Genomic DNA, 14,614 nt, shown 5'->3' with positions numbered 1-14,614 from the left:
TAAATATACCATGAAAAAAATAATAGCAATCGCAATTTTCTTACTTGCAACTACCAATACTTTTGCACATTACCTTTGGATTGAAACAAATACCAACGGAGAATTAGGAAAAGAACAAGAAGTAAAAGTACACTTTGGTGAATATACGTATGGCGTTATTGAAAAAGTTGAAGGGGACGCCTTTTCAAATGTAAATAAATTTACTGTTTGGTTAGTTTCTCCATCTGGAGTAAAAACTCCTTTGGAAACTTCTGCTAAAGAAACTTTTTACTTAACCGCTTTTACTCCTACAGAAGAAGGAACTTACACCATCCTTCTAAATAACAATGAAGTTGACGTAATTGATTATACGCAGTACGACTTCGGAATTTTTAAAACTCATTATCATTCTGTAGCTAATGTAAACGTAGGAAACAACAGCAACGACACTGCAGCGCAAAATGAAGAAGGAATTACCGTAAAAAGAATAGCTTCTAATGATGAAGAAGTAAAACTTCAGGTGCTTTATAAAAATAAGCCTTTGGCAAAAAATGAAGTAACCGTTTTTGTTTCAGACCAATGGTCTAAAACTTTACATAGTGATGAAGAAGGATATATTTCTTTCAAACAACCATGGGATACAAAATACATTTTAGAAACTACCTACAAAGAAGAAGTTCCTGGCTCTTATAATGGAGAGGATTACCAATTTGTATGGCATTGTGCTACCTATTGTATTCCAGAATAACCATATTTGACTTAGCAAAAACAACTCTGAATTACCCTCAGAGTTGTCTTTGTTTACACCAAAAAACAAACCATAAATAATAAACCAATGACTACTTTAACTATTTTATTTATTTTTTTAGGGTTTTACACACTATATAGCAGTTCTAAAAGAGCAGCTTTAAATAATTCCAAAATTGACCTTTGGATACAACAGCGCTATAAACCTCTAAAGTTAACAGGTGTATTTTTGCTATTAATAGGGTTAGGATTATCTATTCTAACGGAAGGGTTTGCAACTGGTACATTTTTATGGTTTATTGTTTTAATGACACTTGGTAGCTTAGTTATTTTATTAACTCCATTAAAACTTATGAACTACAAAACTCTTTTAGTGGTTTTTGTTTGCACTTTGGTAATAGAAAATTTTATTATTTAAACTTATGCCAGCTAATAAAAAATATTTAACGAGCTCTCCATGGCAACGTTTGGCTAAAATATCTGCAGGTTTTATTGGCGGCTATATGGTTACCATTACTTTTCATTTAGCATTAGCAGTCTGGTTAAACCACGTCAATGTAATGATCTCTTCAACTTTTACAGGGTTCATCCTTTGGGCTACCTTAATGATAGTAGCTTTTCTAGCTAAAAATGGCTTGAAAATATGGGCACTATACCTCTTATTAAGCGGAGTATTTTATGCAATCCTGTATTTAGGAAAAATATATAACCACCCGTTGTGCATTTAGGCAATATTGATTTTTAGGTTATTGATATTTCTGTTGAATTCAAATATGTTTATATATTGAATGACCGTCATAGCCGTAATCTTAGATAATATTCTGTTTTTGAATCCCTCAAAAGATTTAGCATAATTCCTTCGAATCATAAATTGGTCGCAAAGTTGAGAAAACAATGTTTCAATACGCTTTCTGGATTTCTTAAAAACGTACGGCTGCTCCCTATAGTTATGCTGGTTTGTTCTCATAGGGGTTTCAAGTCTAATATTATGATATTCAAATAAATTCAATTGATATTCAGCCGACAAATACCCTTTATCACCAAGTAATATGCAATCACTTAATTGATGCTTTATATCCTTTAAATAATTAATATCGTGCACAGAGGCTGGACTAATATCCATACTTTCGATAACACCCTGAGCAGAACAGACAGCATGTAATTTATATCCATAATAATGGCTTGATTGACTTGCACAATATCCTTTTTCGGGCAGACTGTAGTTTTGTTCTTTACATATCTTACTTCTAGCGCTTCTTGATAATTTACAGACCTCTAACGGCATACTGTCAACAATATAACAATGCTCAGATTTATTCAACTTTCTCACTAATGCCTTGCGAAGTGATTCTCTAAAAGAAAACAACTTACGCTTTCTTCTATTGTAGACACTGCGCTCTATTTTGCTGGATAGACCAGCAGGTAACATTCGAAAAAGCTGGCATTCACTATCAACACTCATATATTCTGATGTTAAATCAATAGCTATAAGCTCTTTATCTCTTAATTTAGGTTTACGGATTTGATGTAAATAATCCATTTTACAATCCAATTCTTTTAAAACCTTGAGGATTTTGTCGTAATTTGCTTGAAAGTTGTGCATATAAATTATAGTGTGGTTACTACAATTTACTGCATTTTAGCAGTTTGCACAACTTTTTCTAAATGCACAACGGGTTATAACCCTATTATTCAACCATAAAATGAACAAGCGTTCCTATAATATATTTTTTCATTTACATACTATTAGTGGTATTATTATTAGTGCCGCTCTGTTTGTTATTTTCTTTACTGGTTCATTTTCTTTTTTTAGAGATGAAATTGCCAACTGGCAAAAAAATGAAGAGGTTACTCCTATAGAAACTGGAATTACCTTAAATATTGATAAGGTTATAGATTCCATAGAAAAAAATTACACACTCTACGGAAGAGATCTCGAAATAGGAAAGCATTATAACGAACGTAGGCTAGATATTAATATGTCGGCTTCCAAAGATTCCTTAGCTACAGAAAATGCAAAAACGGGAGCTTTCTTTTATCTAGACACCAAAACATTTAATACTTATAATTATATAGAATCTTATACCTTAGGGGAGTTTCTATATCGTTTGCACTTTTTTGCTCAGATCCCCTACCCTTTTGGATATTACCTTTCTGGATTTATTGCTTTCTTTTTTCTATTTGCAATTATAACAGGCGTCCTTATTCATTGGGATAAAATTGTTTCCAATTTTTACATCTTCAGACCAAAAACAAAACTTAAAACAATTTGGACAGATGCACACACTGCATTAGGATTAATTGGGCTTCCTTTTCAATTTGTATATGCAGTTACTGGAGCTTTTTTTATGCTGAGTTTACTCATGGCAGCACCTAGCGTTATGCTTCTTTATGATGAAAATCAACAAAAATTATACGAAGACCTAGAATATTTTGACAAACCTGTTCCTCTTGCTTATAAAGAATTAGAAACAGTTCCTTCAGTAGAAAAATACATAGAACAAACAAGGCAAAAATGGAACAATTTCAACATTTCTCATGTTCATATTTATAACTTTGGAGATGCAGACATGAGAATTGCTGTTGAAGGAGAGTTAGACAGAAAAAAGAAATTTACTGGAAACGGCAAAATAATATACCAAGCAACTAATGGAGAGGTTCTTGCAGAGAAAAATCCGTTTACAGATACTTCTTATTTGGATGGGGTAAAAAACATAATGTATCGTTTGCATTATGGAGATTATGGTGGTTTTTCTATTAGGATTATTAGTTTTATTTTGGGGCTTATTTCTTGTTTTGTAATTATCTCTGGAGTACTAATTTGGCTAGTTGCTAGAGATAAAAAAAATGTACCAGAGAAAAAGCGAAAATTCAATACTGCCTTAGTAAATATTTATTTGGCTATCAGTATGGCTATGTATCCAATTACAGCATTAACATTTATTGCAGTAAAAGCTTTTGGGCCTGTTGATCAAACTTTTATTTATCAGTTCTATTTTATTGGATGGCTTATAATTTCTCTAGGTTTTATTTTTAGAAAGAGTCTTTATTTTACTAATAAATACGCCTTACTTTCTGGAAGTATTATAGGTTTTTTCGTACCCATAACAAATGGAATTGTAACAGGGAACTGGTTTTGGTTAGCATATAATAACGGACAATTTCAGTCTTTCTTTATTGATGTTTTTTGGTTAATTCTTGCAATAATTACGCTATTAGTAACATTTAAGATTAAGAAAAAAGAAACATCACATTAAAAATAATGGAACTCTAAAAGTAAGTTTCAAAAAAACTGAATGCATTTTTTGAAGATAATTTCATATCTTCATGTAAGAAAAGTAATAACTATTCATCATTTTAAATTTAGTATTTTAGAAAAAATAAATCTAAATTAGCATAAAAATTATTCGTTATGAACAAAAAATTTATCGTTCCAATTTTAGCGCTTGTATTAGTATATGCTTGTGGAACTACTACAGACATTACAGCTTCTTGGGCAAATAAAGAAGCTTTTGCTACTAAACAATATAAAAGTGTTTTTATAGCAGCTATTACAGGAAACGTTCCTAATAAAACAATTATTGAAAATGAATTAGGATTTCAAATGACCCAAAGAGGAATTACAGCCACTAAAAGTCATGATGTATTTCCTGGAACTTTTACAAAAGATAACAAACCTTCAAAAGAAGTTTTATTAGATGGAATTAAAGCATCTAAAAGTGAAGCTATTTTAACGGTAACACTACGTCATGAAGAAGATGAAACTAGATATGTTCAAGGTTCTACTAATGCGTATGGTTTATACAACCCAATGGGATATGGTTACTACGGAAACTTCTACGGGTACTATAACTATGCATATGGTTTTGGATACGACCCAGGATATTATACAACAGATAAAGTTTACTACATTGAAACAAATATTTATGATGCGCAAAGCCAAGAGTTAATCTGGTCTGCACAATCAAAAACATACAATCCTAATAACATTGAAGATTTTACAAAAGGATATACCGATGCTATTGTAGGAAGATTACAAAAAGATGGAATCCTTGCTAAGTTGAAATAACTTTTTTAAAAAACAATACAATATAAAAACGGTTATGGTAATTAATTACCATAACCGTTTTTTACATTTAAAAATATCTGCTATATTTATAGTACCGTACAAAAAAAGAATCTTTTCTCGGTAAAATTCTTTCCCCCTCCCTATCCATAAAAGGTAAATTAATTTAATTTTTATTGAAAATATGCATACAACTAACCATATGCTTATAAAATTTTTAATCGCTTTTTCTGTTTTTATAAGTTTTCAAATCAGTTACGCTCAAACGGCAGACACCCTTGCGCTAGACAATGGGGATATTATTGTTGGAGAAATTAAAGAAATGAAAAATGGAGTGCTTTCTATAGAAACAGATTATAGCGACAGCGATTTTACAATTAAATGGATTAAGGTTAAAAAAATAAGTAGTAGCCAATATTATTTAGTAACACTTAACAATGGTGTAAGGCTTAATACAGATCTTCATACAAAAGCAAAAGATACTGGGGTTGTAGATCTAACAAGTATCAACGAAAAAGTAACTGTAAATATTAGTGATATTGTTTATATAAAAGCAATAAAAACCAGTTTTTTCTCAAGACTTAGCGCTTCTCTTTCGGTTGGTTACAACTTTACAAAAAGCAATAATTTGAGTCAGTTTACAGTTCGAAGTACCCTCGGTTATATTGCCGATACATGGGGAGCTAATGCAAGCTATAATTCTGTGGTAAGTAAACAAGATAGTGTTCCAGAAACTAATCGTACCGATGCAAATATTGGTGCCAAATATTTCCTGAAAAATGATTGGTTTTTGTCATTATCTGGTGATTTCTTATCAAACGACGAACAAAAATTGGACTTACGAACCACTATTAAAGGGGGTGCTGGTAAATATTTTATTCATTCCAATAGAGTATATTTTGGAGCTGGAACTGGTTTAGCATGGAACAACGAACGTTTTTCGGACGAATTTAATACGGAAAGAAATAGTTTAGAGGCCTATTTAGGGTTAGAATTAAACATGTTTGATTTTGATGATATTAGCTTGTATACTAATCTAGTTGCCTACCCTAGTTTAACCGAATCTGGAAGGTTAAGAACCGATTTTACTTTAGATCTTAAATATGATTTGCCTTATGAATTTTTTATAAAACTAGGATTTACTCACAACTTTGATAGCAAACCTATTGAAAGTGCTGCCAAAGTGGATTATATTTTTCAAACCACTTTTGGTTGGGAATTATAAAAGTTAGCGTTTAAGTTATAACACTCCGTAAACCATGAAAAAATTACATTTTTTAAAAGCCTTTAAAAAGAGTTATTTTATCTTTTTTGTATTTACAATGATTGCAGTTGGTGTAAATGCTCAAGAAACAGAAAATGGAAATCAGTCTGAAGAAGAGTTAGAATTTAATGCAGAAGAAGCTTTTGAAGAGTCTGAAGAATTTAAAAGAAATAAACTGGCTTTATTTTTAGGGTATAGTTGGATTCCTCAAGGAGAAGATGAAGACACCGGAGAAAAAGAAACAATTTTTGTTCCATCAATTGGTTTTTCTTACGAGTACTGGTTTACAGAAAAATGGGGTATTGGAACCTACAACGATATTGAAATTGTAAAATATAAAGTAGAGAAAGATGATGAAAACGCAGAGTTAGAAAGAGAGAATGCATTATCATTAGCGGTTGGAGCTGTGTACGAAATACTCCCTAAATGGACTGCCATAGCTGGTGGTGGTCTTGATATCGATAAAAACGAAACTTTACCAATTCTACATCTAGCTACAGAATATGTTATTCTTGAAAAAGACTCCAAAGAACTCTCTATTAGTTTCTCATACAATAACAAAAAATATTATGATACCTTTTCGATAGGATTAGTATACGGAAAGAAGTTTTAACTATAAAAAATCAACTACCTTGAGGCAAGCCTACGAGGTATTCAAAGGAAAATAATTTAATCTATTTCGACGTAGAGCCCTTCGTAAACTCTGGATAGGCTTTGAAGAATAAAACCCTCAATGAGGGATTAACACTAAAAACAAGTACTCATGCTTAGATCTCTTACAAAAAACTGGTGGGCGTTGGCTATAAAAGGACTAATTCTAGTTATTTTTGCTATTCTTATTTTTATGAACCCTGTTATTTCTGCAACAGGACTTGCCATTTGGTTTGCTATTTTAATGATTGCCGATGGAATCTTTACCATTCTTGCTGCTTTTGCTAGTTGGAAGGAACGAGAAGATAAATGGCTTATTCTTTTAGAAGGAGCTATTAGCCTATTTCTTGGTATTATTTTATTAAACATGCCGGGGCTTACCCTTTTAATTGTAGGATTTACTGTAGCTTTTTGGTTCATTTTTGGAGGAATTAGCAGAATAGCTATGGGAATTCAAGTCCGTAAAGAAATTGAAGGTGAAGGATGGATTATCCTTGGAGGAACACTCTCTGTAATTTTTGGACTTATTATTGCTTCTTCCCCACTTTTAGGAATAAGTTATATTATGTGGATTATTGCCTTTGCTGCTCTTTTAATAGGAATTGTAATGATTATTATTGCTTTTAAACTAAGAAAAGGAAGTAAATGGCTTAAAGACAAAGTGGAAGGTTTTAAAGAAGAAATAGACGAAACCAAACAAAAATTAAGAGATTAAGCCTACAAATACATTAGTATACATCTTAATAAAACCAAACTACAATCAACTACCTTGAGGCAAGCCTACGAGGTATTAAAAGGAAAATAGTTTAATATATTTTTGACTTAAAATTGGTTTATAATTATTGTTGTCCGATAAATGCGGGCAGCGTTTATTGCATTCCACCTATATCAAGGGTTAATAAAGGTTTTTAAAATAACCCCCTTGCTATTAAGAAAAATGAATAAAAGGAGGAGTTTACTAATGTTATTTATTTAAACTACTCATTTTATAATAGTTAAGATTTAGTCTTTGTTCTTTTCTCTTACAGCGAAGCGGTCTTGTATTTTTAATCAAACATTAATGGTTTATAATAAAAATGTAGGTTTTTATAACATATTTAGGAACAAATAAAAAAGCGCATAACCATAAAACTGTTATGCGCTCTTAAACAACCTAACCAATTATAAAAATCTGTATATGGAGGATGTTAATCTTCTTTTTCATAGCGATTCATCCCATATTTTTCTCTCACTAAGATAACAAACGTTTAATAATAAACACTAATCGTTAAACAAAATATTTTGTTAAAATTAGTATCGCGCTCCAAGGAAGAACAAATTAAATCGCTGTCATCTTGTCACTGTTAATCAATTGGTATTTTTTTTGACTATTAAGAATTAGAAATTAATTCATAAAAAAATACTTTACCTATGACAACTGGAAATATCAATGTGTCTGTTGAAAATATTTTTCCGCTGATAAAAAAGTTTTTATACAGCGACCATGAAATCTTTTTAAGAGAGCTTATCTCCAATGCTACCGATGCAACTCTTAAATTAAAGCACCTTACTAATATAGGAGAAGCGCCTGGCGTAGAATATGGAAATCCTATCATTGAAGTAAAGATAGATAAAGAGGCTAAAAAACTTCATATTATTGATCAAGGATTAGGAATGACAGCAGAAGAAGTACAAAAATACATCAATGAGGTTGCCTTTTCTGGAGCTGAAGAATTTTTAGATAAATATAAAGATTCTGCTAAAGACAGCGGAATTATTGGTCATTTTGGACTCGGTTTCTATTCTGCATTTATGGTTGCAGATACCGTTGAAATTATTACTAAATCATACAAAGATGAGCCTGCTGCTCATTGGAGTTGTGATGGTTCTCCGAAATATTCTTTAGAAGAAACTGACAAAAAAGTACGTGGTACAGAGATCATTCTTCATATAAACGAAGATTCATTAGAATTTTTAGAAGAAGGAAAAATTAATGAACTCCTTACCAAATACAATAAATTCATGCCTGTTCCAATTAAATTTGGAACCCGTGAAGAAACAAATACTGTAGGAGAAGGAGACGATGCTAAGGAAGAAAAAACTACGGTAGATAATATCGTTAACAATCCGGATCCAGCTTGGACAAAACAACCTGCAGATCTTTCTCCAGAAGAATATAAAAACTTCTACCGTGAGTTGTATCCAATGCAATTTGAGGAGCCTTTATTCCATATTCATTTAAATGTAGATTATCCGTTTAACCTTACGGGAATTTTATATTTCCCTAAGCTTTCTAACGATATGACGATGCAGAAAGATAAAATTCAACTGTATCAAAACCAAGTATTCGTAACAGATAATGTAGAAGGAATTGTTCCTGAATTTTTAACCATGCTTAAAGGAGTTATAGACTCTCCAGATATTCCATTAAACGTTTCGCGTTCATATTTACAAGCCGACGGAAATGTTAAGAAAATATCTAGCTATATTACTCGTAAAGTAGCCGATAAATTAAAATCTCTTTTCAATGAAAATCGTGAAGATTTCGAGAAAAAATGGAACGATATTAAGATAGTTATCGAATACGGAATGCTTTCTGAAGATAAATTCTTTGAAAAAGCAGATAAATTTGCGCTTTACCCAACGGTAGACAACACTTATTTTACGTTTGAAGAACTTCAAGAGAAAATAAAAGAAAACCAGACAGATAAAGATGGAAAGTTAGTAATTCTTTATGCTAGCAATAAAGACGCACAGCACACCTACATTAACGAAGCAAAAGAGCGTGGGTATGAAGTGTTATTATTAGACTCTCCAATTGTTTCACATTTAATTCAGAAATTAGAAACTTCAAAAGAAAATATCTCTTTTACTCGTGTAGATTCAGACTCTTTAGATAATTTAATCAAAAAAGACGAAGAGAAAATTTCTAAACTTTCAGATGAAGAAAAGGAATCTCTAAAAACTGTTTTAGATGAAGTTGTTCCAAAAGAAAAATTTACGGTACAACTGGAAGCCTTAGATAGCAAAGCTTCTCCATTTACTATTACGCAACCAGAATTTATGCGTAGAATGAAAGAAATGAGTGCTACTGGAGGTAGCGGAATGTTTGGAATGGGCAATATGCCAGAAATGTACAACTTGGTGGTAAATACAAACCATGAACTTGTTAACGACATTTTGAATACCAAAACAAAAGCAAAACAAGAACGCTTAATTAAGCAATCTTTAGACTTAGCAAGACTTTCTCAAGGATTGCTTAAAGGAGAAGAGCTTACCAATTTTGTAAAACGTAGCTACGAAATGATAAAATAAGCATCTAGAATTATACAGAAAAAGGCTTCTTAAATTAATTTTTTAGAAGCCTTTTTTTTATACCTTTTTTATAATCAACTACCTAAAGGCAAGCCCAAAAGGTATTTAAAAGAAACAAATCTAACTTATTTACACGCAGAGCCCCTCTATAAACTCAGGGCAGGGCTGGAAAGTTAGACCCCTAGGAGGGATTAAATTTTTTCTGCTTCTACTCCCTCCTCTTCTTCTACAAGTACAGAAGCTTTAATTTTATTAAACTCTTCTACGCTAGCCAAATCTTCTTCTTCTCCAGAAAAATAAGGAAATACATCCATTATAGGCGACTCAGAAATAGCTGGAATTGTATAATCTCCCATTGTATTTTTCATGGCAGTTACCGTGTTATCATAAGCTTCTTTTACATCATTTGCCTGTACTAGCAAATAAATATTTGTTTTACGCTCTTTCCCACTCTCTTCATCATAAGCAACCAAAGCTACCTTCGACTTAAACCAACGATCGGAATTTTCAAAAGGGTGAATTTCGGCATAATTAGCTACTTTTATATTTGTTATTTTAAACTCATCACTAATATAAGCCGACATCTCTTCATTTATTCTCGACTCTGCTTCTGTGTAAGAAACGGCATCTATCAAATAAGGTTCGGTAACCATTTTTTGAACTCCTGTGTCGTTTGTTTTTCTGTACTTTACTTTGCATTCGTACCAAGTTGCACTCATAATATATCTTTTTTTTCGAAGTCAAATATAGCCGTTACCATAAAATAGAATTAGCAATTCTTACAATAGATATCCACAATTTAAAGGCAATTTCTTCAAGGTATTGATTTAAAGAATATTGAAGATTTTTTTTTAATGAATCAACTACCTCGAGGCAAGCCTACGAGGTATTCAAAGGAAAAATATTTTAATCCATTTCGACGTAGAACGTCGGGGAATAAAACCCTCAATGAGGGATTCAAAATAATAACCATTGAAATAACATTACTATTTATTTAATATTATTTATTTTACAACTCTCAAAGAAGAATTTTATAAATAGGAAACATGAAAATAGTATCGACTTCTGCCAAAGGTAATTTCAATTTAATAGTTCAAAACAATACTATTACCGAATTAAAATATAGCAACTGGTTTTCGGAAAATGCTACAGCTACACTACATAGTCATACTATTACATTAAAGCCTAAAAATATATGGACTAGTAGAATTAATATTTTTAAAAATGAAGAGGCTATTGGGGATATCACCTTTAATTTAAAAGGTTACATTATTATAAAACTTACAAACAATGAGGAGGAAATTAATTACATATTGAAAAATAATTCTTTGTGGAAATTAAAATTTGAAGTTTTTAATGCAAGTAACGAACTACAATTTTCTTTAAAGTCTGAGAATAAATGGACTAAATTAAACTACGATTACGAAATTGAAGAGATAAACTTTGATCAACAAACAAATTTTGAAGAACTTGCCCTTTATTGTGGTTATGCTGCAAATCTGTATCTTGCAATCATTAGCGCAGTATAAACTTATAACTAAAGATGTCTTCAGGTACTGATAAAAAATCTAAACTTCACCCCAGAAATAAGAATAGAAATCTATACAATTTAGAGTCGTTAATACAATGCAAACCTTCTTTAGCAAACTATATAAAACCTAATAAAGCTGGTAATCCAAGTATTGACTTTTCTAATCCTGAGGCTGTAAAAATCCTCAACAAAGCCTTACTCCACCATTATTATGGAGTTGAATACTGGGAATTTCCAGATGCTAATTTATGCCCGCCAATTCCTGGGAGAGTTGATTACCTGCATTATATTGCCGATTTACTAAGAGTTAATAATTCAGGAGAGATTTCAAAAAACAATATTACTTGTCTAGATATTGGGATGGGAGCCAGTTGCATCTACCCTATTTTAGGAGTTACCGAATATGACTGGAATTTTATTGGGAGTGATATTGCGGAGAAATCTATTGCCAACGCAAAAAATATTATAGCTTCAAACCCTCAATTAAAAGGGAAAATTGAATGCAGATTACAAAATAACCCAACGCAAATCTTTAAAGGGATAATAACTACAAATGAAAAAATAGATGTTACCATTAGTAATCCACCTTTTCATGCATCTAAAGAAGACGCTTTAAAAGGAACCCGACGAAAAATTAAAAATCTCTCAGGAAAAAAAGAGAAAAATCCTGACCTAAATTTTGCTGGAATTAGTAACGAACTTATCTATAAAGGGGGAGAATTTGCTTTTATCGGCAACATGATAAAAGAAAGTATGATGTTTCAAAACAATTGTCTGTGGTTTACTACTTTAGTTTCCAAAGAATCCAATTTAAAAGGAATTTACAAGCTTTTAGACAAAGCAAAAGTAGCAGAATTTAAAACTATTAAAATGGGTACAGGCAACAAAACAAGTCGCATAGTAGCATGGACATTCCTCTCCACAGAAGCTCAAAATCAATGGCGTGTTTCGAGAAAGTAGGCAGTTTTTTCTTTAAAAGGTTCAAAGATTCAGAGGGGCAAAGTTGTGATTGTGAGTAAAAAAGTCTGAAGCCGGAAGACCGAAGACGGGAGTGTTCAGTTGACAGTTACAGTATGCAGTTTTTTTACGTAACATCGTAACTTCATAACAGCATAACTTTTTAACTCAAAGTGGCAAAGGTGCAAAGGTGCAAAGAAGCAAAGAAGCAAAGTTGTGATTGTGAAAAAAAGTCGGAAGTCTGAAGACAGAATGCAGTGTTCAATGTTCAAGGCGTACATTTTCAATCAAAAAGTCAGGAATCAAGAGTCAAGAATGCAAAAATCTATATTCTCTTCTCTTTATTCTTGCTTCCTTCCAACTTCCAACTCCCGACTTCGGACTTCTGACTTCTGACTTTTTCAATCTTTCAATCCTTCAATATTTCAATCTTAAAATCTTAACCTTCCAACTCCTTCCCTGTTCTTTTTACGTAACATCGTAACTTCATAACAACATAACTTTTTAACTCAAAGTGGCAAAGGTTCAAAGGTGCAAAGAGGCAAAGTTGTGATTGTGCTAATTTGAAGATTTGAAAATGTGAGAAAGAAAGTCGGGAGTCGGAAGACAGAATGCAGTGTTCAATGTTCAAGGCGTACATTTTCAATCAAAGAGTCAGGAATCAAGAGTCAAGAATGCAAAAATCTATTCTATACTCTTTATTCTTGCTTCCTTCCAACTTCCAACTCCCGACTTCGGACTTCCGACTTCTGACTTTTTCAATCTTTCAATCTTTCAATCCTTCAATCTTAAAATCTTAACCTTCCAACTCCTTCCCTGTTTTTTTTACGTAACATCGTAACTTCATAACAACATAACTTTTTTACTTTACAAACTTTCAACTTTCAACTTCCAAAACTTCCGACTCAAATATGTAAATTTGAAAATGAGTAAAATTGAAATTCGTACTGTAGATGTACTTCAATACATAAAGCCCTTACGAGAGGGTGGATCGCTTCCTGCTATTGTAAAAGCAGATGATGATTTCCTGTATGTACTAAAATTTAGAGGCGCAGGGCAGGGAAAAAAAGCCCTCATTGCCGAATTGCTAGGTGGAGAAATAGCACGTGCTATTGGCTTAAAAGTCCCTGAACTAGTTTTTATGAATCTTGATGATTCGTTTAGTAAAACCGAACCCGATGAAGAGATTCAAGACTTACTAAAATATAGTGTTGGTTTAAATTTGGGACTTCACTTTTTATCTACCGCTATTACTTACGATCCCCTCGTTCCTATTTCTGATGAAATGACAGTTTCTAAAATAGTGCTTTTGGACAGTATTATTAGCAATATAGATCGTACTCATAAAAACACCAATCTATTAAATTGGAATAAAGAATTGTGGCTTATAGACCATGGTGCCAGTTTTTATTTTCATCATAATTGGCAACAATGGGAAAATCATCTTACCAGAACTTTCCCACTTATAAAAGACCACGTACTTTTGGAGCGTGCTACTATGCTTGAAGTAGCATCCGAAGAAATAAAAAAACTATTAACCGAAGAAAAAATTAAAGAAATTGTATCTCTAATTCCTGAAGACTGGTTGTTAAGCGAGTCTGATACATTAACTCCAAACGAAATGAGAGTAGCTTATATTAAATTTATAACTACTAAACTTTCAAAAATTGATTCATTAGTAAACGAGGCGAACGATGCAAGATAGAGTAAAATATGAATATGCAATTATTAGAGTTGTTCCAAAAGTAGAACGGGAAGAATTCTTTAATGTTGGGGTCATACTTTTTTCGAAAAGTAAAAAATACCTACAAGTAAAATACCATATTGACACGAATAAATTAAAGGCTTTTTCTGAAGAATTGGATGTCAATTTCCTTGAAGATTATCTAAAATCGTGGGAACTTATTTGTCAAGGGGCTCCTGCTGGGGGTGCTATTGGAAAGTTAGAAATATCCGATAGATTCCGTTGGCTAGTTGCTTCTAGAAGTACTATTATTCAAAGCTCCAAACCACATCCAGGACTATGTAACGCCAACCCTCAAGAAGTTTTACAAGATATTTTTGAGAAGTATGTGTTGTAGGCATGAAGGCAGTAGGCTTTAGGCTTTAGGCTTTAGGCTTTAGG

At 32.1% G+C, this 14,614-nt stretch carries 15 protein-coding genes; 13 read left to right on the top strand and 2 right to left on the bottom strand.

The annotated features are described in order from the left end of the window. The first annotated feature begins 10 nt into the window (after nt 1-10). From JOOMADRAFT_RS08030 to JOOMADRAFT_RS08020, 3 genes are all read left to right on the top strand, one after another. Nucleotides 11-727, top strand: a complete 717-nt coding sequence (locus JOOMADRAFT_RS08030) for a DUF4198 domain-containing protein (RefSeq protein ID WP_008612483.1) — start codon at nt 11-13, stop codon at nt 725-727. Nucleotides 728-814: 87 nt separating this feature from the next. Further along, on the top strand, nt 815-1,144 hold the full coding sequence (locus JOOMADRAFT_RS08025) for a DUF3325 family protein (RefSeq protein WP_008612482.1): 330 nt from the start codon (nt 815-817) through the stop codon (nt 1,142-1,144). A gap of 4 nt (nt 1,145-1,148) precedes the next feature. Next, a complete protein-coding gene (locus JOOMADRAFT_RS08020; RefSeq protein WP_008612481.1) occupies nt 1,149-1,454 on the top strand; it encodes a hypothetical protein in 306 nt (101 codons plus the stop codon). Here JOOMADRAFT_RS08020 and JOOMADRAFT_RS08015 read toward each other — a convergent pair. Then, complete coding sequence (locus JOOMADRAFT_RS08015) at nt 1,451-2,329, bottom strand: IS982 family transposase (protein WP_008610872.1); 879 nt, start codon at nt 2,327-2,329, stop codon at nt 1,451-1,453. The two genes, JOOMADRAFT_RS08020 and JOOMADRAFT_RS08015, sit on opposite strands and share 4 nt — an antisense overlap. Nucleotides 2,330-2,429: 100 nt before the next feature. Between JOOMADRAFT_RS08015 and JOOMADRAFT_RS08010 the strand changes: the two genes are divergently transcribed. The 6 genes from JOOMADRAFT_RS08010 (at nt 2,430) to htpG (ending at nt 10,001) form a co-directional block, all read left to right on the top strand. Continuing rightward, complete coding sequence (locus tag JOOMADRAFT_RS08010; RefSeq protein ID WP_008612480.1) at nt 2,430-3,983, top strand: PepSY-associated TM helix domain-containing protein; 1,554 nt, start codon at nt 2,430-2,432, stop codon at nt 3,981-3,983. A gap of 155 nt (nt 3,984-4,138) precedes the next feature. Next, nucleotides 4,139-4,795, top strand: coding sequence for a hypothetical protein (locus JOOMADRAFT_RS08005; RefSeq protein ID WP_008612479.1), 657 nt, complete (start codon nt 4,139-4,141; stop codon nt 4,793-4,795). A gap of 181 nt (nt 4,796-4,976) precedes the next feature. Continuing rightward, nucleotides 4,977-6,017, top strand: coding sequence for a DUF481 domain-containing protein (locus JOOMADRAFT_RS08000; protein WP_157136665.1), 1,041 nt, complete (start codon nt 4,977-4,979; stop codon nt 6,015-6,017). A 34-nt stretch (nt 6,018-6,051) separates the two neighbouring features. Then, nucleotides 6,052-6,669: a hypothetical protein gene (locus JOOMADRAFT_RS07995; protein WP_008612477.1), complete on the top strand. Its 618-nt coding sequence runs from the start codon at nt 6,052-6,054 to the stop codon at nt 6,667-6,669. A 150-nt stretch (nt 6,670-6,819) separates the two neighbouring features. Continuing rightward, nucleotides 6,820-7,422: an HdeD family acid-resistance protein gene (locus JOOMADRAFT_RS07990; RefSeq protein ID WP_008612476.1), complete on the top strand. Its 603-nt coding sequence runs from the start codon at nt 6,820-6,822 to the stop codon at nt 7,420-7,422. Between the two features lie 695 nt (nt 7,423-8,117). Next, nucleotides 8,118-10,001, top strand: coding sequence for a molecular chaperone HtpG (gene htpG / locus JOOMADRAFT_RS07985; protein WP_008612475.1), 1,884 nt, complete (start codon nt 8,118-8,120; stop codon nt 9,999-10,001). Nucleotides 10,002-10,192: 191 nt separating this feature from the next. Here htpG and JOOMADRAFT_RS07980 read toward each other — a convergent pair whose 3' ends face one another. After that, on the bottom strand, nt 10,193-10,720 hold the full coding sequence (locus JOOMADRAFT_RS07980; RefSeq protein WP_008612474.1) for a DUF4494 domain-containing protein: 528 nt from the start codon (nt 10,718-10,720) through the stop codon (nt 10,193-10,195). Nucleotides 10,721-11,047: 327 nt separating this feature from the next. Between JOOMADRAFT_RS07980 and JOOMADRAFT_RS07975 the strand changes: the two genes are divergently transcribed. The 4 genes from JOOMADRAFT_RS07975 to JOOMADRAFT_RS07960 all read left to right on the top strand — a co-directional run bounded on the left by JOOMADRAFT_RS07975 (nt 11,048) and on the right by JOOMADRAFT_RS07960 (nt 14,570). After that, nucleotides 11,048-11,530: a hypothetical protein gene (locus JOOMADRAFT_RS07975; RefSeq protein WP_008612473.1), complete on the top strand. Its 483-nt coding sequence runs from the start codon at nt 11,048-11,050 to the stop codon at nt 11,528-11,530. Between the two features lie 14 nt (nt 11,531-11,544). After that, nucleotides 11,545-12,492 (top strand): 23S rRNA (adenine(1618)-N(6))-methyltransferase RlmF, encoded by a 948-nt coding sequence (gene rlmF / locus JOOMADRAFT_RS07970; RefSeq protein WP_008612471.1) that lies wholly within the window; start codon nt 11,545-11,547, stop codon nt 12,490-12,492. 922 nt (nt 12,493-13,414) lie between these two features. Further along, the gene (locus JOOMADRAFT_RS07965; RefSeq protein WP_008612469.1) at nt 13,415-14,194 is read left to right on the top strand and encodes a HipA family kinase; all 780 of its coding nucleotides are present in this window, start codon (nt 13,415-13,417) and stop codon (nt 14,192-14,194) included. After that, complete coding sequence (locus tag JOOMADRAFT_RS07960) at nt 14,184-14,570, top strand: DUF3037 domain-containing protein (protein WP_008612467.1); 387 nt, start codon at nt 14,184-14,186, stop codon at nt 14,568-14,570. Before JOOMADRAFT_RS07965 ends, JOOMADRAFT_RS07960 begins: the two co-directional genes overlap by 11 nt. Nucleotides 14,571-14,614: the final 44 nt, after the last annotated feature.

Origin of the sequence: Galbibacter orientalis DSM 19592 (assembly GCF_000260115.1) — a bacterium.
Lineage (GTDB): Bacteria > Bacteroidota > Bacteroidia > Flavobacteriales > Flavobacteriaceae > Galbibacter > Galbibacter orientalis.
The sequence above is the reverse complement of the archived record's forward strand: the minus strand, read 5'-3'. Positions and strand labels throughout refer to the sequence as shown.